This window comes from Balneola sp. EhC07, from assembly GCF_001650905.1.
In the GTDB taxonomy this organism is placed as follows: Bacteria; Bacteroidota; Rhodothermia; order Balneolales; family Balneolaceae; genus Balneola.
The window spans coordinates 144,346-168,995 of the sequence record NZ_LXYG01000017.1; the positions used below are offsets into that span (position 1 = coordinate 144,346).

Annotated in this window: 26 protein-coding genes and 1 tRNA gene; 18 read left to right on the forward strand and 9 right to left on the reverse strand. The window is 40.4% G+C overall.

Features of this window, described 5'->3' with window-relative positions; all coding sequences use genetic code 11:
• Positions 1-30 precede the first annotated feature (30 nt).
• Positions 31-1,116 carry a mannose-1-phosphate guanylyltransferase gene (locus A8B79_RS09800; protein ID WP_066221733.1) on the forward strand — a complete coding sequence of 362 codons (1,086 nt, stop codon included), beginning with the start codon at positions 31-33 and terminating at the stop codon, positions 1,114-1,116.
• Here the strand turns inward: A8B79_RS09800 and A8B79_RS09805 are convergent.
• Genes A8B79_RS09805 through A8B79_RS09815 form a run of 3 tightly spaced genes read right to left on the reverse strand, consistent with a single transcriptional unit; the run spans position 1,113 to position 2,886 of the window.
• Positions 1,113-1,874, reverse strand: coding sequence for an MBL fold metallo-hydrolase (locus tag A8B79_RS09805; RefSeq protein WP_066221737.1), 762 nt, complete (start codon positions 1,872-1,874; stop codon positions 1,113-1,115). The two genes, A8B79_RS09800 and A8B79_RS09805, sit on opposite strands and share 4 nt — an antisense overlap.
• Positions 1,874-2,173, reverse strand: a complete 300-nt coding sequence (locus A8B79_RS09810; protein WP_066221740.1) for a hypothetical protein — start codon at positions 2,171-2,173, stop codon at positions 1,874-1,876. The genes A8B79_RS09805 and A8B79_RS09810 overlap by 1 nt, the downstream gene beginning before the upstream one ends.
• Positions 2,170-2,886: a hypothetical protein gene (locus A8B79_RS09815; protein ID WP_066221742.1), complete on the reverse strand. Its 717-nt coding sequence runs from the start codon at positions 2,884-2,886 to the stop codon at positions 2,170-2,172. The genes A8B79_RS09810 and A8B79_RS09815 overlap by 4 nt, the downstream gene beginning before the upstream one ends.
• 59 nt (positions 2,887-2,945) lie before the next feature.
• On the opposite strand from A8B79_RS09815, the gene A8B79_RS09820 reads away from it, so the two are divergent.
• From A8B79_RS09820 to A8B79_RS09840, 5 genes are all read left to right on the forward strand, one after another.
• Positions 2,946-3,491 (forward strand): glutathione peroxidase, encoded by a 546-nt coding sequence (locus A8B79_RS09820; protein WP_066221745.1) that lies wholly within the window; start codon positions 2,946-2,948, stop codon positions 3,489-3,491.
• A 70-nt stretch (positions 3,492-3,561) separates the two neighbouring features.
• Positions 3,562-3,635: transfer RNA gene (locus A8B79_RS09825), tRNA-Asp, on the forward strand.
• Between the two features lie 77 nt (positions 3,636-3,712).
• A complete protein-coding gene (mnmG, locus tag A8B79_RS09830; protein WP_066221748.1) occupies positions 3,713-5,599 on the forward strand; it encodes a tRNA uridine-5-carboxymethylaminomethyl(34) synthesis enzyme MnmG in 1,887 nt (628 codons plus the stop codon).
• Between the two features lie 7 nt (positions 5,600-5,606).
• Positions 5,607-6,254, forward strand: coding sequence for an RsmG family class I SAM-dependent methyltransferase (locus A8B79_RS09835; RefSeq protein ID WP_066221751.1), 648 nt, complete (start codon positions 5,607-5,609; stop codon positions 6,252-6,254).
• Positions 6,247-7,185, forward strand: a complete 939-nt coding sequence (locus A8B79_RS09840) for a helix-turn-helix transcriptional regulator (protein WP_066221754.1) — start codon at positions 6,247-6,249, stop codon at positions 7,183-7,185. Before A8B79_RS09835 ends, A8B79_RS09840 begins: the two co-directional genes overlap by 8 nt.
• Positions 7,186-7,256: 71 nt before the next feature.
• On the opposite strand, the gene gyrA is transcribed toward A8B79_RS09840, so the two are convergent.
• Positions 7,257-9,710 (reverse strand): DNA gyrase subunit A, encoded by a 2,454-nt coding sequence (gene gyrA / locus A8B79_RS09845; protein WP_066221757.1) that lies wholly within the window; start codon positions 9,708-9,710, stop codon positions 7,257-7,259.
• Positions 9,711-9,746: 36 nt separating this feature from the next.
• Entirely contained in the window at positions 9,747-11,684 is a 1,938-nt protein-coding gene (gene gyrB, locus A8B79_RS09850) for a DNA topoisomerase (ATP-hydrolyzing) subunit B (RefSeq protein ID WP_066221760.1), read from the reverse strand.
• Between the two features lie 281 nt (positions 11,685-11,965).
• Here gyrB and rpmB point away from each other — a divergent pair, with 281 nt between their 5' ends.
• The 7 genes from rpmB to A8B79_RS09880 all read left to right on the forward strand — a co-directional run bounded on the left by rpmB (position 11,966) and on the right by A8B79_RS09880 (position 15,649).
• Positions 11,966-12,211: a 50S ribosomal protein L28 gene (rpmB, locus tag A8B79_RS09855; protein WP_066221763.1), complete on the forward strand. Its 246-nt coding sequence runs from the start codon at positions 11,966-11,968 to the stop codon at positions 12,209-12,211.
• A gap of 4 nt (positions 12,212-12,215) precedes the next feature.
• Positions 12,216-12,380, forward strand: coding sequence for a 50S ribosomal protein L33 (gene rpmG / locus A8B79_RS09860; RefSeq protein ID WP_066221766.1), 165 nt, complete (start codon positions 12,216-12,218; stop codon positions 12,378-12,380).
• Between the two features lie 8 nt (positions 12,381-12,388).
• Positions 12,389-12,559 carry a DUF4295 family protein gene (locus tag A8B79_RS15875; protein WP_076782576.1) on the forward strand — a complete coding sequence of 57 codons (171 nt, stop codon included), beginning with the start codon at positions 12,389-12,391 and terminating at the stop codon, positions 12,557-12,559.
• Positions 12,560-12,645: 86 nt separating this feature from the next.
• Positions 12,646-13,104 (forward strand): GatB/YqeY domain-containing protein, encoded by a 459-nt coding sequence (locus A8B79_RS09865; RefSeq protein WP_066221769.1) that lies wholly within the window; start codon positions 12,646-12,648, stop codon positions 13,102-13,104.
• Positions 13,104-13,664: a CvpA family protein gene (locus A8B79_RS09870; RefSeq protein ID WP_066221772.1), complete on the forward strand. Its 561-nt coding sequence runs from the start codon at positions 13,104-13,106 to the stop codon at positions 13,662-13,664. The genes A8B79_RS09865 and A8B79_RS09870 overlap by 1 nt, the downstream gene beginning before the upstream one ends.
• A 2-nt stretch (positions 13,665-13,666) precedes the next feature.
• Positions 13,667-14,881 carry a tyrosine--tRNA ligase gene (tyrS, locus tag A8B79_RS09875; protein ID WP_066221775.1) on the forward strand — a complete coding sequence of 405 codons (1,215 nt, stop codon included), beginning with the start codon at positions 13,667-13,669 and terminating at the stop codon, positions 14,879-14,881.
• Positions 14,882-14,884: 3 nt separating this feature from the next.
• Complete coding sequence (locus tag A8B79_RS09880; RefSeq protein WP_066222861.1) at positions 14,885-15,649, forward strand: exodeoxyribonuclease III; 765 nt, start codon at positions 14,885-14,887, stop codon at positions 15,647-15,649.
• A 7-nt stretch (positions 15,650-15,656) separates the two neighbouring features.
• Here A8B79_RS09880 and A8B79_RS09885 read toward each other — a convergent pair whose 3' ends face one another.
• Entirely contained in the window at positions 15,657-16,793 is a 1,137-nt protein-coding gene (locus A8B79_RS09885) for an amidohydrolase (protein WP_066221777.1), read from the reverse strand.
• Positions 16,794-16,923: 130 nt separating this feature from the next.
• Here A8B79_RS09885 and A8B79_RS09890 point away from each other — a divergent pair, with 130 nt between their 5' ends.
• Positions 16,924-17,373, forward strand: a complete 450-nt coding sequence (locus A8B79_RS09890; RefSeq protein ID WP_066221780.1) for a MarR family winged helix-turn-helix transcriptional regulator — start codon at positions 16,924-16,926, stop codon at positions 17,371-17,373.
• Between the two features lie 105 nt (positions 17,374-17,478).
• Here the strand turns inward: A8B79_RS09890 and uvrB are convergent, their stop codons facing one another.
• Entirely contained in the window at positions 17,479-19,533 is a 2,055-nt protein-coding gene (uvrB, locus tag A8B79_RS09895; protein WP_066221783.1) for an excinuclease ABC subunit UvrB, read from the reverse strand.
• A gap of 371 nt (positions 19,534-19,904) precedes the next feature.
• Here uvrB and tyrA point away from each other — a divergent pair, with 371 nt between their 5' ends.
• Genes tyrA through A8B79_RS09910 form a run of 3 tightly spaced genes read left to right on the forward strand, consistent with a single transcriptional unit; the run spans position 19,905 to position 22,156 of the window.
• On the forward strand, positions 19,905-21,038 hold the full coding sequence (tyrA, locus tag A8B79_RS09900; protein ID WP_066221786.1) for a bifunctional chorismate mutase/prephenate dehydrogenase: 1,134 nt from the start codon (positions 19,905-19,907) through the stop codon (positions 21,036-21,038).
• Positions 21,039-21,043: 5 nt separating this feature from the next.
• Positions 21,044-21,616: a 2'-5' RNA ligase family protein gene (locus tag A8B79_RS09905; RefSeq protein ID WP_066221788.1), complete on the forward strand. Its 573-nt coding sequence runs from the start codon at positions 21,044-21,046 to the stop codon at positions 21,614-21,616.
• A gap of 6 nt (positions 21,617-21,622) precedes the next feature.
• Positions 21,623-22,156: a DUF1643 domain-containing protein gene (locus A8B79_RS09910; protein WP_076782579.1), complete on the forward strand. Its 534-nt coding sequence runs from the start codon at positions 21,623-21,625 to the stop codon at positions 22,154-22,156.
• Between the two features lie 318 nt (positions 22,157-22,474).
• Here A8B79_RS09910 and A8B79_RS09915 read toward each other — a convergent pair whose 3' ends face one another.
• On the reverse strand, positions 22,475-23,047 hold the full coding sequence (locus tag A8B79_RS09915) for a transposase (protein ID WP_066221792.1): 573 nt from the start codon (positions 23,045-23,047) through the stop codon (positions 22,475-22,477).
• Complete coding sequence (locus tag A8B79_RS09920) at positions 23,044-23,262, reverse strand: hypothetical protein (protein ID WP_153038415.1); 219 nt, start codon at positions 23,260-23,262, stop codon at positions 23,044-23,046. Before A8B79_RS09920 ends, A8B79_RS09915 begins: the two co-directional genes overlap by 4 nt.
• 18 nt (positions 23,263-23,280) lie before the next feature.
• Here A8B79_RS09920 and A8B79_RS15955 point away from each other — a divergent pair, with 18 nt between their 5' ends.
• The gene (locus A8B79_RS15955; RefSeq protein WP_066221800.1) at positions 23,281-24,582 is read left to right on the forward strand and encodes a M24 family metallopeptidase; all 1,302 of its coding nucleotides are present in this window, start codon (positions 23,281-23,283) and stop codon (positions 24,580-24,582) included.
• Positions 24,583-24,650: the final 68 nt, after the last annotated feature.

Consider the following 24,650-nt stretch of genomic DNA (forward strand, 5'->3'; position numbering starts at 1 on the left):
GGTTTTACTAACATCAGAAGAGATCTTTAAATGGTATATGCAGTTATAATGGCGGGCGGTTCGGGAACACGATTCTGGCCAAAAAGCACCAAAAAATATCCAAAGCAGTTTTTGAATTTGTTTGGTCAAGGAACAATGATTCAAAACACCGCTGAACGAGTAAAAGAGTTGATTCCGCAGGAGCGGATACTCGTAGTAACAAACGATGACTATGTTGATATAGTAAAAGAGCAACTTCCGAAAGTTCCTGACACAAATATAGTGGGGGAGCCTGTTGCAAAAAACACGGCTCCTTGTGTTGCTATAGCCGCAGAGCTTTTAATAAAACAAGATCCGGATGCTGTAATGGTAGTCCTTCCTGCAGACCATCACATTACTAACCCGGAGGAATTCAGAAGAGTTTTAAAAACTGCAATTGAAAAGGCGGAGTCAGGAGACGACCTGGTAACAATAGGTATAAAACCCGACAGACCGGAAACAGGGTTTGGCTATATCCACGCTGACAGCTCTGTTGCAGAAGAAATTGCTGATAATAATGTCGAAAAAGTAAGAGCATTTAAGGAAAAGCCTGACCTGGTTAAAGCTCAGGAGTTTTTGGACTCAGGAGATTACTACTGGAACAGTGGAATGTTTATTTGGAGAGCGGATACCGTTCTGAATGAAGTTAAGAATCAACTTCCTGAGATGTTTGAGTTGCTTAAATTAAATTCACAGGATTTATATACAGATTTACACAAAGCTGCGGTAAACGAGTTTTATCAGGACTGCGAATCTATCTCAATTGATTATGGGGTGATGGAGGGAGCAAAAAGTGTTTTTGTGGTTCCCGGAGAGTTTGGTTGGAATGATGTAGGAAGCTGGACAGCGGTTTACGATCTTGGAGAAAAGAATAAAGATGGTAATTCTATCCAGGCAGTTAACGTTACATTTACGGGTTCTCAAAAAAATCTGGTTGTTTCTAATTCCGGTAAGATGATATCACTTGTGGGAATGGAAAATACAGCCGTTGTTGAAACAGATGACGCCATTCTTATATGTGACCTTAATCAGGCGCAAGGAGTTAAGGAGATAGTGGAGCAGCTCAAAACGAACGAAGAACTAAAGAAGTTTCTTTAATCGACTTCAATTACTTGTTGGTCATAGGCTAAATTTATATTGTCAGGCAACTTTTTGTTTGATGGCTCATGATCAACATAGCTATTCATATGAATAAGGTAACCGCGTGGAACTTCGAGTTCATTGATGAGGTCAGCGGCTTGAGGGATAGTAAGATGAGTTGGGTGTTCGGGCTCCCATCTTAGCCCGCTGATAACAATTACTTTAGATCCACGAATCAGTTCTTTAGTAGACTCGGGGATTTCTTTCACATCAGTTAGGTAGCACAAGTCGTTGATCCTAAACCCCAGAATTTTCAGGTCTCCGTGAAAACAAGGAAGAGGGGTTATCTCGATATCATTTAAATAAAAAGTTTTTGATGCTTCAATCAGGTCTAATGAAGTAGAACCCAGATATTTATTCTCTCCAAACAAGTAATCAAAACGAGATCTTATCGATTCTATGCAAGAAGCCGAAGTGTATAAAGGAATGGAGCTTTCCTGAACATAATTATATGCTCTCAGGTCATCTAGTCCAGTCACATGATCCATATGTTCATGGGTTATAAGAACGCCGTCGATCTTCCTTATTCTTGAACGGATGCTTTGAATGCGAAACTCCGGTCCCGCATCTATTAAAATGGAAGTATCTTTAGTTTGTATCCAGGCAGAACACCTTGTGCGAGTATTTCTCGGATCCTTAGAAAACCGGTTCGCCCCGAAGCCTCCCGCAACCGGTACGCCCATAGAAGTTCCAGTACCAAGAAAAGTTAATTTCATTATAAAAAATCCAGTTCGTCAATAGAGCTTCGGGGAGAAAGAACTAATCTTTCCCATAAAATATTCAATTCCTTTTTGACAGCAGGCTTTATATAGATGGCGCTCAAGTCAATATCGCTAAGTATTCTGGCAATAGTCCCGACTTGTGACTCAATCGGTTTGTTTTTATTGATGATGACCAAGCGGTCGCCTTCAATTACGCAGTTATTCCCTCTAAATGAGCCGCGCTCTTTTCTTAATGTGTAATTACACTGTTCTAAAAGTTGTTCTAGTTCCAGTAGGAGTTTGTCGGGTTTCAAAGCGAAATTCCTAGTGTTATTCTATGGTATAAAAGGTCATAATCAAAATCATCTGAATCAAGGTCGTACGAAGAGAATTTATAATCATAACCAAGACTAATGCTCCGACTTTTAATAAGGTTCAGAAAATTAAGACGCGCTCTAACTAAAAGACTTTTATTTGACCCTCCGAAAAGTCCTCCTCTCGAATTACTGAAACCGTAAGAAGGAATCCCTTCAACTGAGAAAGAAAGTCTTTCAGGAATTTGGGCAGAAACAAAGGCTCCGGCTCCAAAAGCAAAAACAGTTTGGCTAAAATCATTATTCTCTTGTTCATTTTGAACATTCACAAGGCTTGAGCTTAAGCCGAAGGGAATACCGAGCTGAAACGTACGCGTTCGTACAAAAGAGAAGTGATTAAGGTAGTCTATACCTAGGTTCAAATAACGTTCATTGCCCGATGTTGTTAGCCCGTTAACAAAACTTAAAGAAGCGCTCAGAGATGTGTTCTCAAAGAAAAAAGTTAGTGCCGGTGATTCAAAGTCTAGTCTTTGCTGATTCGGCAGGTTGCTACTATTTCCTGTGTAGTTAAAATCTACCAGGCTGTATCCAATTCTAAAATAGCTTGAAGAAGCGGGCTCTCGCTGTTGAGTTTGTCCGCCTACAGAAAACATTTGAGCGTAAGCCGGGGAATAGGCGGTTATTAAAAATAATAAAACAAGAATATTTTTCATTGGAACTAACTTAATTAAATATACATTTAAAGGTAAACGATAAATAACGGCAATATTTCATGAAAATAGGATTAATTTTTATTCTGACATTAGTGTTTGGGTCAGCTCACTTCAGTTCAAACTCAATTTATGACTTCAAAGCAGAAAACATTGACGGTAAAATGATCTCTCTGGATTCCTATGAAGGAAAAGCGATCTTGATCGTAAATGTTGCATCCAAGTGTGGATATACTCCTCAGTACGAAGGATTACAATCTTTATATGAGGAGTACAAAGATGAAGGCCTTGTTATATTGGGATTCCCTGCAAACAATTTTAAAGGACAAGAGCCGGGAACCGATGAGGAGATAAAACAATTCTGTACTCTCGAGTATGGTGTTGAGTTTCCAATGTTCTCAAAGGTTTCAGTTAAGGGTGATGATCAGGCTGAACTATTTACCTATCTTACCGCTCTGGATAACCCGGATTTTAAAGGAGATATAAAATGGAACTTCGAAAAATTCCTTATCTCAAAAGAAGGAAATCTTACCCGAAGGTTCAGAAGCCAAACAAAGCCACAAAGTGATGAGTTGGTGACAGCCATCGAAAATGAGCTCTCAAAATAAATATTAAAAAGATTTCAATAAATGGTTGACTTACTTTGATAATCAACCGTATATTTAGTGCTCTCAATTAGGTCCGGTAGTTCAGTTGGTTAGAACGCCTGCCTGTCACGCAGGAGGTCGAGGGTTCGAGTCCCTTCCGGATCGCAAACCCCTCACATAAAGTTTATGTGAGGGGTTTTTTTGTTTGTATATTTCAAGTCCAATAAAAGAGAAAGAGTCTCATGTCTTCTATTTACCCTTCTTACGATGTGATTGTTGTTGGAGCAGGGCACGCAGGTAGCGAAGCCGCTGCCGCCGCTGCACAATTAGGATCAAAGACCTTATTAATAACAATGAATCTGGAAGCCATTGCGAAAATGTCTTGCAACCCGGCAATGGGTGGGGTTGCAAAAGGACAGCTTGTTAGAGAGATCGACGCTCTGGGAGGACTTTCAGGAATAGTTAGCGACGCTTCAGGCGTGCAGTTTAAAATGCTCAACAAAAGTAAGGGTCCGGCAATGTGGAGCCCGAGATGCCAAAGCGACCGAATGCTTTACGCTCAGAAAATGAGAGAATTGCTCGAACAAAAAGAGAATCTATTTTTCCGTCAGGACAACGTTGTTGATCTCATTTTCACCGAAGATAATAAGGTCGAGGGAGTAGTCACCCAAACAGGGCAGAAGTTTTACTCTAAAAGTGTAGTCCTTACAAGTGGCACCTTCTTAAACGGATTGATTCATATTGGCGATAGTAACTATGGGGGAGGTCGATCTGGAGAGAGGGCATCTGTTGGTATTTCTGCCGCTCTAGAAAACAAGGGCTTCCTTGTAGGCCGTTTAAAAACAGGTACTCCGCCCCGGGTGGATGGTCGTTCAATAGATTATTCAGTGCTGGAAGTTCAAGACGGCGATGAGAATCCGACTCCTTTTTCTTTCTTAACAAAAAAGCTTCCTGCGCAAGAAGATCAATTAACTTGCTGGATTGGCTATACAAACAATAGCGTTCATGAGGTTCTGAAAAAGGGATTTGACAGAAGCCCGATGTTTAACGGAAGGATCAAGTCCACAGGACCGCGATATTGTCCTAGTATTGAGGATAAGATCAATAGATTTGCAGATCGTGACAGGCATCAGCTTTTTCTGGAGCCGGAGGGATGGAATACTTATGAAATGTATCTGAATGGTTTTTCAACTTCTCTTCCTGAAGACATTCAGCTGGAGGCGTTGAAAACAATACCCGGTTTTGAAAATGTAGTAATGCTACGTCCGGGCTATGCAATTGAATACGATTACTTCCCGCCGCATCAAATTAAAAGAACGCTGGAAACAAAGAGAGTAAGCGGTTTGTATTTTGCAGGCCAAATAAACGGAACTACCGGTTATGAAGAAGCGGCCTGTCAGGGATTGATGGCCGGGATTAATGCTGCGCTGAAAGTACAGAGCAAAGAACCGTTAATTCTCAAAAGGTCTGAAGCATATATTGGAGTGTTGATCGACGATCTGATCAACAAGGGGACTGAAGAACCTTACAGAATGTTTACTTCCAGGGCAGAGCATAGAATTTTATTGAGGCAAGACAACGCTGACCTTAGGTTAACTGAGATTGGCTACAAGATTGGTCTCGCAAGCAAAGAGAGGCTTGACAAAGTCCTCGAAAAGAAATCAGAACTGAATCGTGTGCTGGATATATTATCAAACCAAACGGTTAGACCGGAAGCTTTGAACGCAAAACTTAAAGAGCTTGGAACTACTGGTTTGAACCAACCGGTGAAAGCGGAAACGGTATTGGCAAGGCCTCAGGTTTCTCTGTTTGATATGATGAGCGCGGACACAGATCTGAATAGTTGCATCGAAGAAGTTACTACAAACAACTATGTTCTTGAGCAAGCGGAAATACAAGTCAAGTACTCGGGCTATATTCAAAAAGAGTTTGAAATGGTAGAAGAGTTGGCTCAGAAGGAAAACACGCCAATCCCTTCTTCTTTAGATTATTCAAAAATAAAGAGCTTGTCCTCTGAGGGCTTGCAAAAAATGTCAAAAATAAAACCGGAAACCATCGGGCAGGCGAGTAGGATAAGCGGAGTGTCGGCAAGTGATGTGTCTGTGCTAATGGTTTACCTTAAGGGGTGAGTTTCACGTGGAACATTCGATCCGTTACATAACAAAAGAAGAGCAGGGTCGAATTGAGTCTTTGTATGATGAAAACAAAGAAGAGCTGAGCGCTTATGTTGAGCGGCTTCTTTGGTGGAATTCTAAAATAAATCTTGTGAGCAGAGATGTTTCACGTGAAACTCTGAAGAAACACGTGAAGCATAGTCTGTACACTTCTTTGTTCGAAAGTTATCGGGAGAGCGGTTTTTTTATTGATACCGGTTCCGGGGGTGGCTTGCCGGGCTTGCCGCTTTCGTTATGTTTTAAGAATAAGCAAATTGAGATCAATGACATTGTTTCCAAGAAGGTTTTTGCGGTTAATGACATGATATTGGGTTTGAATCTTTCTGATCGGGTTAAGGGTCGACAGGGAGATGTTCGTGAGATGCGCTGGGACAAAGAAGCGATAATTATTACAAAACACGCCTTTAAGATTGACCAGCTTTATAGTATGGTAAAGGAAAAAAAATGGAGCAAGATCATTTTTCTTAAGGGGTATGAAGAGGCGGTCGAAGAAGCGAAAAACCTAAATGGTTCTTTTAAATTAAGCATAATTAAACTGGATGATAAGTTTATGGATCCGTTTTATGAGGGGAAGGGAGTTGTAGAGCTAAGCAGGGGTGCGAATGAATAGTTCTGAGAGAAGATTGAAATTAATGTTGATGCTTCAACAGGGGAGAGATCGTAAGACTGTTCAGGAATTCGCGGATTACTTCGACGTAAGTAAAAGAACTATATTCAGGGATTTCAATGCTTTACAGGAGATCAATGTACCCATCACCTGGGATAAATATAGTGGCTATGGGGTGATGCCTGGATTTAAAATACCACCACTCATGTTTTCGTCTCATGAGTTGGCAACCATTATTGTGGGGCTTAATTTTGTAAAATCACAGATCGATGCCAGACTTGTAGAGGATGCAAAGGGGGTTGAGGTAAAAATAAAAAATGTGCTTCCGGATGAATTGAAAGATTTTATGACTTCTTTGCAAAAAAAGACGGTTGTAGATCCTTATCTGAAATTCGGTTCGGAGAAAAAGGAAGGGGGCAACTGGTATAAAATAAGTAGCGCGATTTCTCAGAAAAAGAGAATACAGTTTTTATACACGGCAAAATCCGGAGAGAAGAAAATCAGAAAAGTGGACCCTTACCTTTTGGTTTTTTATCAAGACCACTGGAATATGATCGGGTTTTCTCACCTTCGAGGAGATTTCAGGAACTTTATTCTTGATAGGGTGCGTGATATAGAAATTTTAGAAGAAGATTTTGTAGAAAAGAAGGAAATGTCCATAGAGGACTTAATTTTTAGATTTGACGGCGCGCAGCATAAAGTAGAGGTGTTACTAGATAAAGAAGGATATAAGCGGTTTAAGGCAAATCTCCCCACTAAAAATTTTAAGGTATTGGATGAAAAATCCGAAAAAATTAAAGTGAGCTTCGAAATTGAAAATCTGGAATTTATAAATGTGTGGTTACTCCAGTTCGGGAAACAGGTGAAAATTCTTTCTCCTCAGGAGTTGATTTCCAAGAGAAAGAAGCTTCTTAAGGAAATGTTGGAGCAGTAAATTATTCAGCATAAAAAAAGAGGTTTCATAAAATGAAACCTCTTTTGAAAACCTCGAAAGTAAAAGAGGTTCTAAACCTCTTCTTCTTCCTCATTTGCCACACGAGTTACGGCAGCGATGTTTCCTTCGTCATCTAGTCTCATAATACGAACACCCTGAGTATTTCTTCCCATAGTTCGTATTCCTGAACAACCCATTCTGATCACTTTACCTCTTTCGGTAATGATCATAAGGTCGTCCTCATCAGTGACTTCTTTAAGGGCAATAAGACTTCCGGTTTTCTTAGTAACCTTTAGTGTTATCACGCCTTTACCGCCACGAGATTGTTCTCTGTAATCATCAACGAGGGACCGTTTTCCGAATCCATTCTCTGAGATAGCCAGAACAGTAGCTTCATGAGTATTGCGAATCACAACCATATCCACAACTTCATCATCTTTGCCGAGATTCATGCCACGAACACCGGAAGTGTTTCTACCCATTTCTCTAGCTTCAGATTCGTGGAACCTGATGGCGCGACCGTTTTTATTGGCCAGAATAATGTTGCTGTCACCATCTGTAAGTTCTGCTCCAAGAAGAGAATCACCATCCTTGATGTTAATCGCGATAATGCCATCACGTCTTGGACGTGAATAAGCTTCCAGTGAAGTCTTTTTGATCTGTCCTTCTTTAGTTGCCATAATGATAGAGTGCTTTTTCACATACTCTTCATCATCCAGGGTTTTAACAGGGACAAAGGCTTTAATGTGATCTTCTTTATCAATTTCAATGAGATTCACAATTGCACGACCTCGAGCAAGGCGACCTCCTTCAGGTATTTCATAAACCTTCAACCAGTAACATTGTCCTTTTTCCGTAAAGAAGAGAATGTAATTATGATTGGTGGCTACGAATAAATGTTCTACCCACTCCTCATCTCTGGTGGTAGTTCCTTTCATTCCTTTTCCGCCGCGACGTTGTCTTCTGTATCCGCTAACAGGCATTCTTTTGATAAAGCCTTTATTAGAAATAGTAACAACTACATCTTCATCAGCAATCATATCTTCGATATTGAAATCATCAGCGGAGTACACAACTTGTGTTCTTCGTTCATCACCATATCGCTCTTTGATATCCTGTAGCTCTGCTTTGATGATATCAAACTGGATATCTCTATTGGCTAAAATTTCACGGAAACGTTCAATTTTGTCTACAATTTCTTGATACTCAGTATCGATCTTATCGCGCTCTAACCCGGTAAGTTTTTGAAGGCGCATTTCCAGAATAGCTTTTGCCTGGATATCTGTTAATGCGAATTGCTTACGAAGCCCAACGTTTGCTTCCTGTGGATTTTTTGAAGCACGAATAGTCTTAATTACTTCATCAAGATTATCAAGCGCAATTTTAAGTCCCTCTAAAATATGAGCGCGCGCTTCTGCTTGATCGAGATCATAAATCGTTCTCCGAATAACAACGTCAACGCGGTGTTCTACATAGTGGAAAATTAATTCTTTAAGACCCATTACTTTAGGTCGACCTTTAACGAGGGCTAAACTAATTACACCAAAAGTGGTTTGCATTTGGGTGTACTTATAAAGCTGGTTTAAAACCACTCCTGCATTAGCAGATCTCTTAAGAATGATAACAACACGCATACCGTCACGATCGGACTCGTCACGAATTTCTGAGATCTCAGTTATTTTCTCGTTATTAACAAGTTCAGCAACTTTTTGAATCAGCGTACTCTTATTAACCTGATAAGGAATTTCGGTAATGACAATTTGCTCTCTACCGCCCCTAAGCTCTTCAGTACTAGCTCTTGCTCGCAGAGTAATCTTTCCACGACCAGTTTCGTAAGCTTCTTTTACTCCTTCATATCCATAGATAATGCCTGCCGTTGGAAAATCCGGAGCTGTAATATGCTCCATTAATTCTTTGGTTTCAATATCCTGATTCTGGATGTAAGCGGTTATTCCATTTATAACTTCCGTCAAGTTATGCGGAGCCATGTTTGTGGCCATCCCAACCGCAATACCTGATGAACCATTTATAAGAAGGTTCGGAAGAGCCGCAGGCATAACAGTAGGTTCTTCGAGCGTATCATCAAAGTTCGATTGAAAATCTACTGTGTCTTTATTTAAATCAGTCAAAAGTTCTTCTGCAATTCTGTCCATACGAACTTCTGTATAACGCATTGCAGCTGCGGAATCACCATCAACAGAACCAAAGTTACCTTGGCCGTCAACAAGCGGATATCTCAAAGAGAAATCCTGAACCATTCTTACGATAGTGTCATAAACAGCAGTATCACCATGCGGGTGATACTTACCCAAAACCTCACCAACAATACGAGCACTTTTCTTGTAGCCACGATTGTGAAGCATTCCAAGATCACTCATTCCAAATAAAGCCCTTCTGTGTACCGGCTTTAATCCGTCACGAACATCCGGAAGTGCACGAGATACAATCACCGACATCGAATAATCGATGTAGGATGATTCCATTTCGTCTTCTATAGTAATAGGTATAATTTTTTCTCTAGCCATATCTTAAATAATAAATTCTTTTTGTATTGTTTCGGCTTAAATATCGATTTTTGCGTACTTGGCATTTCTTTCGATGAACTCTCTACGTGGAGCGACTTCATCTCCCATTAATGTGGAGAACATTTTATCTGCAGTTGCCGCACTTTCAACAGTTACCAATTGAAGAGTTCTGGTTTCCGGGTCCATTGTGGTTTCCCACAACTGACTTGGGTTCATTTCTCCCAATCCTTTATAGCGAGAAATATCAAATTTGCGACGACCTTTCTTGAGTTCTTTAACCATTTTGTCTCGCGTGGCTTCATCCCATGCATAGTCAATAGTTTTACCAACGGTAATTCTATAAAGAGGGGGTGTTGCTATATACATGTGCCCGTTGTCAATAAGTGGACGCATATATCGATAGAAAAATGTCAGTAATAAAGTTCGAATGTGGGAACCATCAACATCAGCATCCGTCATAATAATGATCTTATGATACCGGAGTTTTTCTACTTCGAATGCCTCATCGCCGTGACCAACTCCTGTTCCAAGCGCTGTAATCATTGCTTGAATTTCCTTGTTCTCCAGGATCTTGTTGATCTTTGCTTTTTCCACATTCAGGATCTTTCCACGAAGAGGAAGAATAGCTTGAAAACTACGATTACGACCCATTTTAGCTGAACCACCCGCAGAGTCACCCTCCACCAGGTAAACTTCGCAATGTTCGGGATCTTTGATGGAGCAATCTGCCAACTTACCGGGAAGACCACCGCCACTCATTACGCTTTTTCGTTGAACTAACTGACGAGCCTTTCGGGCTGCTTCCCTTGCCTCTGCAGCAAGAACAACCTTTTCAATGATCCTTTTTGCAGTTTTAGGATTCTGCTCTAAATATTCATTAAGTTGATCGTAAACAGTAACTTCTACAGCGCTTTGAACTTCAGAATTACCAAGCTTGGTTTTAGTCTGACCTTCGAATTGAGGTTCTGCAACCTTAACACTTAAAACAGCTGTAATTCCTTCTCTGAAATCTTCACCTGAAATAGAAATTTTACTGTTAGACTTTATGATCTTATTCTTTTCAGCGTAGCTTTTTAAAGATCTTGTTAATGCTCTTCTGAATCCGGAAACATGAGAACCACCTTCTCGTGTATTAATGTTGTTTACATAAGAGTGGACATTTTCAGCATAAGTGTTGTTGTATTGCATGGCAAGCTCAACCGGAACCCCTTCAACTTCTCCTTGTATAAATATGGGTTTTTCCATGTGAGATTCACGGTTTTCATCCAAATACTGAACAAAGTCACTAACTCCACCTTCAAAGTGATAAACTTCTTTCCCGAGCTCTTCGTCCTCTTCTCTTTCGTCGATGAGTTCAATGGTAACTTCAGGATTCAGGAAGGCCAGTTCGCGCATCCTGTCGGCAATAATATTGAACTTAAATTCTGTAGTTTGGGTAAAAATAGAAGGATCCGGCATGAAATTGATGATCGTACCGGTTTTATCACTCTTTCCTTCTTCCGAAAGTTGCTTAGTGGTAATTCCTTTTTCGAATTCCATTTTGTAGATCGTGCCGTCTCTGTGAATTTCTGCCTTGAAAACAGTCGCAAGAGCATTCACACAACTTACACCTACTCCGTGAAGTCCACCGGAAACTTTATAAGAATCTTTGTCGAATTTACCACCGGCATGTAATTTGGTCAGAACAACCTCAACTGCAGGGATTCCAAGCTTAGGGTGCATATCAACAGGAATACCACGACCGTTATCTTCTATGGTCATGGAACCGTCTTCATTAATTTGAACTATGATGTGATCGCAATGACCTGCAAGAGCTTCATCAATGGAGTTATCAACTACTTCGTTAATAAGATGATGCAAACCTCGTTGACCCGTATCGCCAATGTACATAGCAGGTCTCTTTCTTACCGCTTCAAGACCCTCCAAAACTTGAATATTTGAAGCCTTGTAATCGGTAGGTTTATTTTTCGCCATAAATAAGGGGTGATAGCTTGGTTAGATGTGTAATTTGATAGTCGAAAATAGTGCTTACACGGGCAAAATCAAAAAAAGTGAAGAGTTATATCAAAAAAAATAGAGATTAAAATTCTGAAGCCAAATTCAACCAAATTTTGCAACCCCATTAATGTGGATAATTGCAGAAAAATGTGAATAATTCAGTTTTTTGATAAAAATACTACTAAAAACGTTGATGTTTGGAGAGAATAGCTCTATCTTTGGCGTCTATTTCTCAATGAAAAATCAATTATTATAAGATGTCGCGAAGAGACGATATTACCGGAAAAAAAGCACTGAACGGTTACCGTTCATCTAAGTCTAACAATAAGACTAAGCATCGCTTTAATTTGAATTTACAGAAAAGACGCTTCTACATACCAGAAGAAGATAAGTGGGTAACACTTAAGGTGTCTGCTAAAACATTACGTACTATCAATAAGAAAGGTATTACTGAAGTTTTAAAAGATGCTCGTCGTAAAGGAACCCTGTTAAAAGAGGTATAAGAAAATGGCAAAAGGAAACAGAGTTCAAGTGATTTTGGAGTGTACTGAAAAACCTGGTTCATCTAGATATGTGACCACGAAAAACAGACGTACGCAAACTGACCGCATGGAACTAAAAAAATATAATCCTGTTTTGCGTAAGCATACAGTTCATAAAGAAATTAAATAATCTGAGACATGGCTAAGAAACAAGTATTCGGTTCAGACGCACTAGCAGCAAAAGCGGCTCAACGCCGTATGGCAAAGGTTATCATTTCTACTAAAAATGAAAACGGTAAGTACTCTTATCGTGAAGCAATGGTAGATCAGGATAACGTAAAAGACTTTATCCAAAGCAATAAGGCGTAATTCCGTTAAAAAAGATTTAAAAGGTTACGCAAGAAAATTGTGTAACCTTTTTTTTTGCTTAATTTTAAAGGATTATTAAAAATACTATGGCTTTAAAAGAACAAATTCTCGAAGACCTGAAAACAGCAATGAAAGCTAAGGACAAAGACCGTTTACAGGTTCTGCGTTCATTGAAAGCTAAACTTCAGGAAAAAGAAATAGCTGAACGAAAAGATGGAGAGGCTACTTTAACTGAAGAGCAGGCAATTGCTGTTTTGATGAAAGCGGCTAAGCAAAGAAAAGAATCCATCACCCAGTTTGAAGAGGGTAATCGTGAAGATCTTGCTGAAAAAGAAAAGGCTGAGCTAGAGATCATTGAAGAATATCTCCCGAAAATGCTTACTGAAGATGAAGTTCGTGAAGTTGTCTCAAAAAAGATTGCAGATCTCGGAGCAGAAGGCCCTCAGGATATGGGAAAAGTTATGGGGCCAATTATGGGAATGCTGAAGGGAAAAGCTGACGGCGGTATGGTAAGCAAAGTTGTTAAAGAGGAGCTCAGCAACTAATGAATACGGTGGACATAATAATTGCCATCCCCGTTCTGTATTTTGGATACAAAGGTGCCGTTAATGGTTTTGTGAAGGAGATTCTCAATATTGTGGGGATAACACTAGCGATCTTTTTGACGTTCAATTACATGGATGCCTTCGGAAATATCATCGCACCGTTTTTTGAAGATACCCCGGAATATATACCATTTGCTTCGGGAGTGATCTTGTTTCTTGGCACGCTTATTATAATCGCCGTTATTGCGTATCTCACTAAGAAATTTCTGGAAGCTGTTAAACTCGGAGCGGTAAACAGGGTTGTCGGTGCTCTTTTCGGAGCGCTTAAAGCCAGTATGATCGTAAGTGCCGGTCTATTGCTAATCTCAGGATTTAATGTTCCTGCTGAAGAAACAAGAGAAGATTCACTGCTTTACGATTATATAATTCAGGTTGGGCCCGCTGCTTATGAAACCATTGCATTCATTTATCCCGGAGCGGAAGGGTTTACAGAAACCATTCAGGAAAACATCAACAAATACAATCCGGCAGAAAACCTGCCCATTTTAAAAGATAATTAACAATGTCATTTCCAAGTGTTGAAGAACAATTAGCAATCATTAAAAGAGGAGCGGTTGAAATTGTTCCTGAGCAAGAGCTGATTGAAAAACTCAAGAAATCAAAGAAAGAGAATAAACCTCTAAGAGTTAAGTTAGGTGTTGATCCTACTCGTCCTGATCTGCACTTAGGTCATTCTGTGATCTTAAGAAAAATGAGGCAATTCCAGGATCTTGGACACGAAGTGATTCTGATCATAGGTGGATTTACCGCAATGATCGGTGATCCAACCGGGCAAAATAAAACGCGTCCACCGTTGACTATTGAAGAAGTAAATGAGAATGCGCAGACATATATAGATCAGGCAAAAAAGATCCTGGATGAAGACAAGCTTACGCTGACCAATAATAATGATTGGTTAGGCCCGATGGACTTTATGGATGTGGTTCGTCTATCTTCGAAATTGACTGTTGCAAGAATGATCGAAAGAGATGATTTTTCAAAACGATTTGAGAATAATGAGGCGATTTCACTACACGAATTTTTATACCCTCTAGCACAAGGGCAGGATTCTGTTTACTTGAAGTCAGATATTGAATTAGGTGGAACCGATCAGAAGTTTAATTTATTGGTAGGAAGACAGCTCCAAAAAGATGACGGGCAAGATCAGCAGGTTTGCTTGATGATGCCGTTGTTGGTTGGGACCGATGGTTCTGCTAAAATGTCTAAATCTTACGATAACTATATCGGAATAGATGAAGCTCCAAACGACATGTACGGTAAAACTTTATCAGTTCCTGATGAGTTGATCTACACCTATTTCGAACTGGTTACTGATATTGCAACGGAAGATCTTCCTGCGATCAAAGAGAAAGCTGAAAAAGATCCGCGGAATGCTAAACATGATCTGGCATACACTGTTGTTAGAATGTATCATGGTGAAGAAAGTGCAAAAGCTGCTAAAGATCACTTTGAGCAAACGGTGATCAACAAGCAGGTTCCGGACGACGCTCCCGAATTCGAATATAATTCCGGTGAAGAATTAAGACTTCTGGATGTTATTAGTGATACCGGTTTCTCTCCAAGTAACGGTGAAACAAAGCGTATGATGAAACAGGGTGGAATCAGCCTGGATGACGAAAAGATCAAAGACATCAATCATACTATTACGCTGGAATCGGGTCAGGAAGTAGCTCTAAAAGTTGGAAAAAGGAATTTCGGAATCATCAAAGGGAAATAATTGATAAAGATAAGCTCCTACAACGTAAACGGAATAAGAGCCGCTCACCGAAAAGGTTTTATTGACTGGGTTGAAGAATCCGCTCCTGATATTATTTGCATACAGGAGTTGAGAGCAGATGAAACTCAGATTCCCGAAGAAGTAAAAGAGCTTGGGTATCATCAATACCATCATATAGCCGAGAAAAAAGGATACTCCGGGGTTTCTATTTTATCCAAAGAAAAACCGCTCAATATTTTTGAAGGAGTTGGAACCGAATGGATAGATAAAGAAGGGAGAGTATTGGTTCTCGAATTCGACGCTTTCTATGTTTGCTCAGTTTATGCACCCAGCGGAACAACGGGAGATATAAGACAGGACATGAAATATAAGTTTCTGGACGATTTTTATAAGTTCGGAGAGTCTTATCTAAAAAAGGGTAACGAAATTGTCTTTTGCGGGGACTTCAATATTTGTCATGAAGCAATAGATATCCATAATCCTGAAAAGCAGAATAACACATCAGGATTTTTGCCGGAAGAAAGAAAGTGGGTCACAAGTTTTCTGGAACTTGGTTATGAAGACGTGTTCAGAAACCTACATCAAAATGAAGGCGATCTCTATAGCTGGTGGAGTTATCGGGCGGCCTCGAAAGAGAGAAACAAAGGCTGGAGGATCGATTATCATTTAGCGACAAAAGGCCTGGCGTCCAAAGCTGTTGAAGCAGAGATTGAAATGAAATGGGATATCTCAGATCATGCACCGGTTTCTGTTGTGTATGATATTTAGTTAGCGGTTATCTGTTTGCTAAAGTCTTTAGGATAATTTCTTTGAACATGGCAATCCCGGTTTCGATAATTTCGTCGGGGAAGTCGTAATCTGGATTGTGTAATGCAGGAGTTTCTTCTCCTGATCCTAATCCAAACATGGCTCCGGGATAACGCTGAGTAAATACACCAAAATCCTCCCCGAATTTAAAGGGATGCTTTCTCTGATTCAGATCAAAGCCAGACTTTTCTGCGGCTGTTTTTATTATTGCGTTGCAAAAAGAGTCATTCTTGGTTGCTGAAAAGTAATCGAACCAAAGCAGTTTGTGTTGCAAAGAATGTTTAAGCGCCACGTCCTGAGCAATGCTTTCAATTTTCTTCATTAAAGCATTCATTTCTTCAGGTGTCCATGTTCGGATCGTCAAATGAAGTTCTCCATCAGCCGGAGATACGCCATAATCTTTCGTTCCCATTGAACTATACACGGGTGTAATTAAGGCAAAATCTTCACTATTGATATCATTGACTACAATATCATTATATCTATTGATAAGCTCTGCGATAGCTAAGGCAGGATTCAATCCATTTTCCGGTTCGGCCGCATGAGATTCTTTGCCATGAAGAGAGATAGAAACACTTTGCACAGTAGCTGTAAATTCTGAACCGGTCGATACGATCTGATGCATTGGGAATCCCGGAAGGTTATGAAGCGCAAAGATGTAATCAGGAATGATCTGTTCAAAACTCTCGTCCGCCAAAATACCCGGAGCGCCCTCTCCTGTTTCCTCAGCCGGCTGAAAAAGCAGAACAATTCTGGCGTCTTCAAGTGAGGCATTTTGCAACCAATCGGCAAGGCCTGCAACAATTACCATATGACCGTCATGGCCACATTTGTGAGATACAGAATCGGTAACAGAGCGATATTCAAAACTATTAACCTCCTGAATAGGCAGGGCGTCTAATTCGCAGCGTATCATGATCGTTGTTTCAGGGACTCCGAAATCATAAACAGCAGCCACTCCCGTGCATCCAAGATCTGTAATGACCTGATCAGGCTCAAACGGTAAGAGAAAGTTTACAATACGCTGAGCAGTTTCAAATTCCAGACCGCTTAGTTCAGGAAATCTGTGTAATTCTCTTCTTAAAGCAACTAATTGTTGTATCATTTAAAAGATCTTTTTGTGATCGAAATTTGTCAGGATGATTATAATGTGGGTAAGTTTTAACTAAATAAGGATGCTATTAGTTCATACATTGAATATATTAGCTTAACGCTAAACAATTTAACGTGTATCTATGCCAACTCATTTTGAAGGCACCAAAGAGCAAAAAAATACATTAAATACTTTCATCAAATTGATGAGGGCAACAGAAAGTCTTAATCAAAGATTGTGCAGACATTTGTCAGAAGCAAATCTTACGATAAGTCAATTCGGTGTTTTGGAAGCGTTACTTCATTTAGGTCCTCAAAATCAGAAAGAACTAGGGCAAAAACTTTTGAAAAGCGGGGGGAATATAACATTGGTTATAGACAATCTGGAAAAGAGTGGTTTTGTAAGCAGAAAAAAAGATCAAAATGACAGAAGAGCGTTGATAGTAGAGTTAACAGCACAAGGGAAAAGTTTTATTGAAGATTTTTTCCCTAAGCATCTGGATAAGATTTCTGAAGAATTCAGCGTTCTTGACGATAAAGAGAAAGAAGAACTGGCGAGGCTTTGTAAGAAAATTGGAATGAAGGAAGAATAAGTTTCGTTATAACAAAAGAATTTTAAAACTCCATAAATCCCTCAGGGAGTAAGTCATGAAAAGCTTGCTCCCTTTTTTTATCAATCTGTTTTTTCTAAAGGTTCATCAAAGCTGATCTTCCAGTTGTCCGATCTGATCTCTGATCCTTGCAGCTTCTTCAAACTCCATATTTTTAGCGGCATGAAGCATTGTTTTACGTAAATGCTCTATCAGTTTTTCTTTGCTTTCAAAAGTAACTTCGTTCATAGCAGGACTGGCTTTGTATTGAATCCCATCATCAGCAACTTTAATGGATTCCAGATAATCTTGCTGAGCAGCTTTTTCAGCTTCTTGCCCGAAATCCATGCTTTTGTTTGAGATCAAAGAAGGATCAACAAGTGGTTTCAGCTCTTTGATAATCGTTTGTGGAGTTATGCCATGCTTCTCATTGTACTCCATCTGAATTTTACGACGACGCTCAGTTTCGTCAAGAACCTTTTGCATGCTGTCAGTAATTCTGTTAGCATACATAATGGCTTTACCGCCCACATTTCTGGCGGCACGACCAACGATTTGAAAAAGAGAAGTTTCTGACCTCAAAAAGCCTTCTTTGTCAGCGTCCATGATGGCAACCAAACTCAATTCAGGAATATCGATTCCTTCACGAAGAAGATTGATTCCAACAAGCACGTCAAAATCACCGCGCCGGAACTTATAAAGCACTTCAATTCTTTCCAGAGCATCTAATTCACTGTGCATGTATGCTGCCGAAACACCCACATTTTTGAGATATTCGCTGAGCTCTTCGCTTAGTCGCTTAGTTAAAGTAATAACCAAAACACGCTCTTTCTTCTCAATGCGCTGCCGGATCTCTTCCATCAGATCATCGACCTGATTATCAAGAGGACGAACTTCCAGTTCGGGTTCCATCAACCCGGTTGGGCGAATCAGTTGCTCAGTAAATGCTCCTTCACTTTTTTCCAGTTCATATTTACTTGGAGTCGCACTTACAAAGATCACTTGTTTAACGAGGTTTTCCCATTCGTCAAAAGTAAGGGGGCGGTTATCTAAAGCAGAAGGAAGTCGGAATCCGTGATCAACCAACTGCACTTTTCTGGAGCGGTCGCCACCATACATTGCAGAGATCTGCGGGATGGTTTGGTGACTTTCATCTACAACCGTTAAAAAATCATCAGGGAAATAATCGAGTAAACAAAAAGGTCGTTCTCCCGGCTTTCTGGCACTTAAGTAACGGGAATAATTTTCAATTCCGGAGCAATAACCAATCTCCTGTATCATCTCAATATCAAAAAGAGTTCGCTGTTCAATGCGTTTTGCTTCGAGGAATTTTTCTTCATCAATAAGAACTTTGGTTCGCCACTGAAGCTCTTCCCGAATTTGTTTGATGGATTCTTCCAATCGAGATTTTGTAGTCACATAATGTGAAGCAGGATAGATCTTAAATTCATTTACCGTTTCTTTGATATCACCGGTATCAACATCGAACAACTGAAGTGATTCGATCTCATCTCCCCACTGAGATATCCGTAGTCCTTCATCAGAATAAGCCGGATAAACGTCGATAACATCACCGCGAACTCTGAAAGTCCCACGCTTGAATTCATTATCATTTCGATTGTAATGAAGATCAACCAAATCGTACAAAAGAGTATTTCTCGGAATGTTCATTCCCGTTTCCAGAGAAACGATCAGCTTAGCATATTCAGATGGAGAACCAATACCGTAAATACAACTTATGGAAGAAACGATCACAACATCGCGCCGACCTGAAAGCAAAGAACTTGTAGCGCGCAAACGCAGTCGCTGAATTTCTTCGTTGATGGAAAGATCTTTTTCGATGTATTTGTCCTGAGCCGACATATACGCTTCCGGCTGATAGTAATCGTAGTAAGAGATAAAAAACTCAACACGATTGTCGGGGAAGAAATCACTTAACTCTCTGTATAATTGAGCGGCCAAAGTTTTGTTATGACTCATCACCAAGGTTGGGCGCTGCACATTTTCAATAACACTTGCAACGGTTCTGGTTTTACCGGAACCGGTTATTCCCAATAAAGTTTGAAATTTATCTCCGGCATTTAACCCTTCCGTAAGCTCTTTAATTGCATTTGGCTGATCACCGGCCGGATTAAAAGGAGACTGTAAATTAAACTCTGACATCAATGGTTATTTAAATCTTTAAGCAACACACAAGGTACGCAAAATTAAGGAGGATTCGTTCCGGGATTGGGAATAGATTTTATAATTCAAGAGACTTTTGAACTCAATCTACTTCGTCATTTTGGAGGATGTTACTTTTGGCTTGACCCAAAAGTAACCAAAAGGTCAATAAGATTCTAAACTCCTCCCATCAGAAGTGACATATCAGCGTTGACAGATATCCATACTGATGGTTCGTCAAACAAAGAATCTTAGGTTTTACGATTTGTGCAGTAAAGATAGAATTATTAATCCTAAGGCTACCAAAATAGAGTGAAGAAGTAGAACGATCAAACTGCTATATTAGCAGCGGAAAACAAGAAAAATTCAGAATGTCAGACAAACAAAAAGCACTGGAAGGATCCCGGAAAAGGATTGACGAAATCGATGAACAGATCCTTGATCTTCTGTCAGAACGGGCAGAGGTTGTAAATGCAGTCATCAAAACTAAAGTTGAAAACCAGTTGCCGGTTTTTGTGCCGAAACGTGAAGATGAGAAATCAGCGTCGTTCAAAGAAATGGCTCAACAAAAAGGAATCGATCCTGAATGGGCGGAAGATTTTTTAAGGATGATCATGACTTCATCCCGGGACAAACAATCTCAGGATAAGTTTCCGATCGCTACCGCTGAACCAAAGCATATCTTGTACATCGGTGGTGAAGGAGGGATGGGAAAACTCTACAAAAAGATCACGAATCAAACAGGACACAAAGCTTATTCTATCGATAAATCCAATTGGTACGAGCTGGAAGAAATAGCTCCAAAACTTGATATGGTGATCGTAACTGTTCCTATCAAAATTACGGAGCAAGTGATAGAGCGATTGAAAGGTAGGCTATCAGAAAAAACTATTCTGGCAGATTTCACAAGTAACAAATCTTCGCCAATTGAAAAGATGCTGGAGTGTCACGAAGGACCAGTAGTCGGATTGCATCCGATGCACGGACCGGACGTTCAAAATCTCAGCAAACAGTTGATGGTAGTTTGTCCCGGTAGAAATGCAGAGGAAGCAGATTGGTTTGTGGAGCAATGTGAACTTTGGGGAATGCGCGTAATTAAAGCGGACCAAAACAAGCACGATCATGTAATGCATATGGTGCAGGGACTTCGACACTTTGTGGCGTTGCTTCACGGTTCCTTCATGGAAGAATATGATCTTCGTCCAAGCGATATGCTCGAATATTCCAGCCCCATTTACCGGGCGGAAATGATGATGACAGGACGTATTTTTGCACAAAGTGCAGAACTTTATGCGGATATTGTTTTTGCCAATGAAGAACGGCGCGATCTTCTTATGAAATTCTTTGAGCACCACCAAAAACTGGCGGAATTGGTAAAACAGAATGATAGGGAAGGATTCATCAGAGAATTTGAAGGAGTAACTGATTTCTTTGGAAAGTTCGCAACTCAGGCACTAAACGAAAGTGGTTATTTGATAAACAGATTAGCGGATAGGTTTGCGTAAAGATAATGCAGTTTCAACTTGAAATACCGACCACACAAAAGGTAGATCATCTGATCGTAATCTCTCCTCCTGATGAGATAATGAGCATAGCATGGGAGATAAAGCGAGAGGTTGAAAAAATAATAGGGGTTTATAAATCCAGAACCTCAACGCCACATATAACAATATGCAAAAGTGTTCTGACTACTGGAAATGAGGGAAGAATTACTGAACAGTGGCAAAGTCTTTTTATTGCCATTCCGGCGTTCCGAATGCGGGTGAAAGGGTTAAAAGTATTCGAAACCTCAGGCACTCTTTATCTTGAAACGGATTACCCGGAAGAACTTAAGGAGATAAGAAAAGAACTTTATATCAAAAACAAAGAACTCAGAATCAGCAAACAGTTCTACAGCCTTATTTCAACACCACATATCACAATTGGTAGAGGCCTTAGTAAAGAATCTTTGAACAAGCTCGAAGATTATATCAGTAAAAGAGTTTGTGATAAGGAATTCTATGTAAAAGACTTATTAGGTTTAAGGGCAGATTCTGCGGATGTAAAATATCAGAAACGTTATAGATTTAAATTAAAGGAATAAGAAGTTTTGTTCGAAAATAAACCCTGGGTCTACGATCATGATGAACCGCTAAGCCGTTATTCTTTAGGACAAGAAGGTAACAATCCATTGATCTGCTTCGGGGTGAATCCAAGTACAGCTGTTCCGGGAAATTTAGATCCGACAGTGGCCTCCGTTGCCAGGTATGCAAAAGAAAAAGGCTACGACGGTTGGTTGATGTTCAATCTTTATCCGCAAAGAGCCACCAACCCGGATAAAATGCATAAGAACTTCCAGAAGCCTATTCACGAGAAGAACATCGCTGCAATTGCCGATCTTTTGGCAGAGCTTCCAAGCGGGTTAGACGTCTGGTGCGCGTGGGGAACGCTGATCGAAAAGCGACCATATCTATCCAGATGCATGAAAGACATCGCAGAAGTCCTCAAACAAAATAAATGCAGATATTTTACCAGAGGAAACATTTCCAAAGCCGGTCATCCACACCACCCACTGTATCTCAGAAAAGAGTCGCCGATGGATGTGTTTGATCTGGAGGGGTATTTAGAGCTCATCAGCGATTAATACGAAATAAATCCCAACCCTGATATTGGTTGATGGTGATTCAAATTTTGTGCGATAAACGCTGTCATTTATCAATATGCGGATCCGTAGGGGCGAATCGCGATTCGCCCCTACGATGGGGTTTTATCAATAATTTCGATAATTCCATGGATATGATTTGGTATAACCACAAATTCATCCAAATTTACATTGTCACGAATGGTTTTTGTGTTGAATCATTCATCATGCGCAACCAACCCGCATTCATTCATGCGTATTTCCCCGTTGATCACGTTCCCGAATACATATTCATTTCCGACGGCGAACCGGATTCACAAATTACCTGTTTTGGTAAAACCGATCTGTATTCCAATTCATCGGATTATATTTGATGTATTCCCGGATGTAAAACAACGATTCTTCATTTCGGATGATGTGATCATAATAACCCCGCTGCCAGATTTTGGTCCCCGGTGTTTTACGGATTAGGTTGATTTGTTTGGTGACGGATGATTTGTATCCCCGAATGATCGCTCCAATATTGTTTGATGGTGATTCAAATTTGGATTTATAAAATGAATTATTGATTCCAATTTTATTACGTAGGGGCGAATCGCGATTCGCCCCTACGATTGGGTTTTTATCAATAATTTCGATAATCCCATGAACATGATTCGGCATAACCACAAATTCATCCAATCGAACATTATCCCTAATTAATTCGGTTTTAAACCATTCATTGTGTGCAACCACACCACATTTATTCATATGCATTTCACCATTGATCACATCTCCGAATAAACATTCTTTTTGGTTGGTACAAATGGTGATGAAATAATATCCCGGGCTGGAATAATCATAACCCTGTAAACGCATGGATTGTCGGTTTGGTAATTTCTTCTGCTTCATCATACACAGTTAGACAGATTGAGGACGGATTCCTTACAGAAAATATCCACGAGAATTTTCCAGGTATGCTTTGCGGATGATTTATTGGGTTCAATTCCATGTAGGGGCGAATCGCGATTCGCCCCTACATGGAAATGTGCAATGGCTATACCAAATGTGTATACAAATCCGGACTCACTTTTTGTTTCCTGTTCCCAAAACCGGATATTCTTTTTCATTCCAAAATTCATTGTTATATGATCCGATATTTATTTGTCCTACTGATCTTCGTTTCCGCTTGTGCTCCTGATAATAAACCGCCCATAGAATGGGGAGAATCGCCTTGGCCGGAAATTCGAAAGGAACGCATTAATACCTTGTTGCCACAAGCCATGGAAGCAGCGGGTGTTGATCTCTGGTTGGTGATCTGCAGGGAAAACAATAACGACCCGATCGCCGATCACATCGGGGGAGAAAATGCAGGAGGAACGGCGGCATTTCTGTTTTACCGAGACAGCGAAGGTTTTCATTCCAAGGTATTTTCGCCATCCGGAGAATCCACGGCGTTGGATGAATTAGATATTCACGACGAAGTGATTCCGATTGAAAGAGGGAGATCGGCAGTAAGTATGGCGGTAGACTTTATCAAAGAAAAAGACTTTAAAACGATCGCCATAAACTCGAGCACCGGTAGCGCTCAGGCAGATGGATTGAGCTACACCCAACGAATGAATCTGGAAAACCAGCTTGGTTCCGAATTGAGTAAAAGATTGGTTTCTTCGGATGAACTGATCTATGAATGGTTGTCGGTAAAATTACCGGCGGAAGTAGAGATCTTAAGAAAAGCAGCTGAACTGACCGCTGCATGGGAATTGGAAGCCTACGAAATGATAGAGCCGGGCGTGACGACCGATGCGGATGTAGCCGCTTTTCTGGATGCAAAGATGGAAGAATACGGAGTTGGCGAAGCGTGGAACCCAACCCAAAATCCGAATGTGAATTCCGGACCGGATCGTGGTCATTCTCATGCAACTGATAAAGTAATTATGGGCGGGGATGTAATTCAGACCGATTTTGGGATCAAATTGTATGGTCGCTGGGTGAGTGATATCCAACGATTTGCTTATGTGTTGAAAGAGGGTGAGACCGAAGCGCCGGAAGATATTCAGTTCTATTGGGAATCGGCCAGAGCCGGAAACCGAGCGGCTTTTAACGCGATGAAACCAGGAGCTAAAGGAGTGGAAGTGGATGCGGCACAACGAGTGTTGATGAAAGAAAACAATTCTGAATATGTACCGTGGAGCACAGGGCATCCGGTAGGTTATGTAGCCCATGATGTAGGACCAAATCTGGGAGGATCGCAATCGCCGAGTGTACGTCCGGCGGCACAAAAACTCTTAAAAGAAGGAATGGTCTTCGCATTCGACGGCTTCCATGCATGGACCTTAGAATCCGGCGGAACCAAAACGATCAGCGTAGAAGAAATGGTAGTGATCACCGAAAACGGTGCGGAGTATTTGATCGCACCGCAGGAAGAGTTGGTTTTGGTGTGGAATTGAGTTTGTAAAGCAGTACTTCTTTTTGTTTCAACTTAGTTAGCCAACCGTTACTTTCTGTGCTAAAGCAA

What these genes read in the sequence shown, in the direction of transcription:
- A8B79_RS09800 (WP_066221733.1), top strand. Translation starts at nt 31, where the DNA reads ATGGTATATGCAGTTATAATGGCGGGCGGTTCGGGAACACGATTCTGG.
- A8B79_RS09805 (WP_066221737.1), bottom strand. Translation starts at nt 1,874, where the DNA reads ATGAAATTAACTTTTCTTGGTACTGGAACTTCTATGGGCGTACCGGTT.
- A8B79_RS09815 (WP_066221742.1), bottom strand. Translation starts at nt 2,886, where the DNA reads ATGAAAAATATTCTTGTTTTATTATTTTTAATAACCGCCTATTCCCCG.
- A8B79_RS09820 (WP_066221745.1), top strand. Translation starts at nt 2,946, where the DNA reads ATGAAAATAGGATTAATTTTTATTCTGACATTAGTGTTTGGGTCAGCT.
- mnmG (WP_066221748.1), top strand. Translation starts at nt 3,713, where the DNA reads ATGTCTTCTATTTACCCTTCTTACGATGTGATTGTTGTTGGAGCAGGG.
- A8B79_RS09840 (WP_066221754.1), top strand. Translation starts at nt 6,247, where the DNA reads ATGAATAGTTCTGAGAGAAGATTGAAATTAATGTTGATGCTTCAACAG.
- gyrA (WP_066221757.1), bottom strand. Translation starts at nt 9,710, where the DNA reads ATGGCTAGAGAAAAAATTATACCTATTACTATAGAAGACGAAATGGAA.
- gyrB (WP_066221760.1), bottom strand. Translation starts at nt 11,684, where the DNA reads ATGGCGAAAAATAAACCTACCGATTACAAGGCTTCAAATATTCAAGTT.
- rpmB (WP_066221763.1), top strand. Translation starts at nt 11,966, where the DNA reads ATGTCGCGAAGAGACGATATTACCGGAAAAAAAGCACTGAACGGTTAC.
- rpmG (WP_066221766.1), top strand. Translation starts at nt 12,216, where the DNA reads ATGGCAAAAGGAAACAGAGTTCAAGTGATTTTGGAGTGTACTGAAAAA.
- A8B79_RS15875 (WP_076782576.1), top strand. Translation starts at nt 12,389, where the DNA reads ATGGCTAAGAAACAAGTATTCGGTTCAGACGCACTAGCAGCAAAAGCG.
- A8B79_RS09865 (WP_066221769.1), top strand. Translation starts at nt 12,646, where the DNA reads ATGGCTTTAAAAGAACAAATTCTCGAAGACCTGAAAACAGCAATGAAA.
- A8B79_RS09870 (WP_066221772.1), top strand. Translation starts at nt 13,104, where the DNA reads ATGAATACGGTGGACATAATAATTGCCATCCCCGTTCTGTATTTTGGA.
- tyrS (WP_066221775.1), top strand. Translation starts at nt 13,667, where the DNA reads ATGTCATTTCCAAGTGTTGAAGAACAATTAGCAATCATTAAAAGAGGA.
- A8B79_RS09885 (WP_066221777.1), bottom strand. Translation starts at nt 16,793, where the DNA reads ATGATACAACAATTAGTTGCTTTAAGAAGAGAATTACACAGATTTCCT.
- A8B79_RS09890 (WP_066221780.1), top strand. Translation starts at nt 16,924, where the DNA reads ATGCCAACTCATTTTGAAGGCACCAAAGAGCAAAAAAATACATTAAAT.
- uvrB (WP_066221783.1), bottom strand. Translation starts at nt 19,533, where the DNA reads ATGTCAGAGTTTAATTTACAGTCTCCTTTTAATCCGGCCGGTGATCAG.
- tyrA (WP_066221786.1), top strand. Translation starts at nt 19,905, where the DNA reads ATGTCAGACAAACAAAAAGCACTGGAAGGATCCCGGAAAAGGATTGAC.
- A8B79_RS09905 (WP_066221788.1), top strand. Translation starts at nt 21,044, where the DNA reads ATGCAGTTTCAACTTGAAATACCGACCACACAAAAGGTAGATCATCTG.
- A8B79_RS09915 (WP_066221792.1), bottom strand. Translation starts at nt 23,047, where the DNA reads ATGATGAAGCAGAAGAAATTACCAAACCGACAATCCATGCGTTTACAG.
- A8B79_RS09920 (WP_153038415.1), bottom strand. Translation starts at nt 23,262, where the DNA reads ATGAAAAAGAATATCCGGTTTTGGGAACAGGAAACAAAAAGTGAGTCC.
- A8B79_RS15955 (WP_066221800.1), top strand. Translation starts at nt 23,281, where the DNA reads ATGATCCGATATTTATTTGTCCTACTGATCTTCGTTTCCGCTTGTGCT.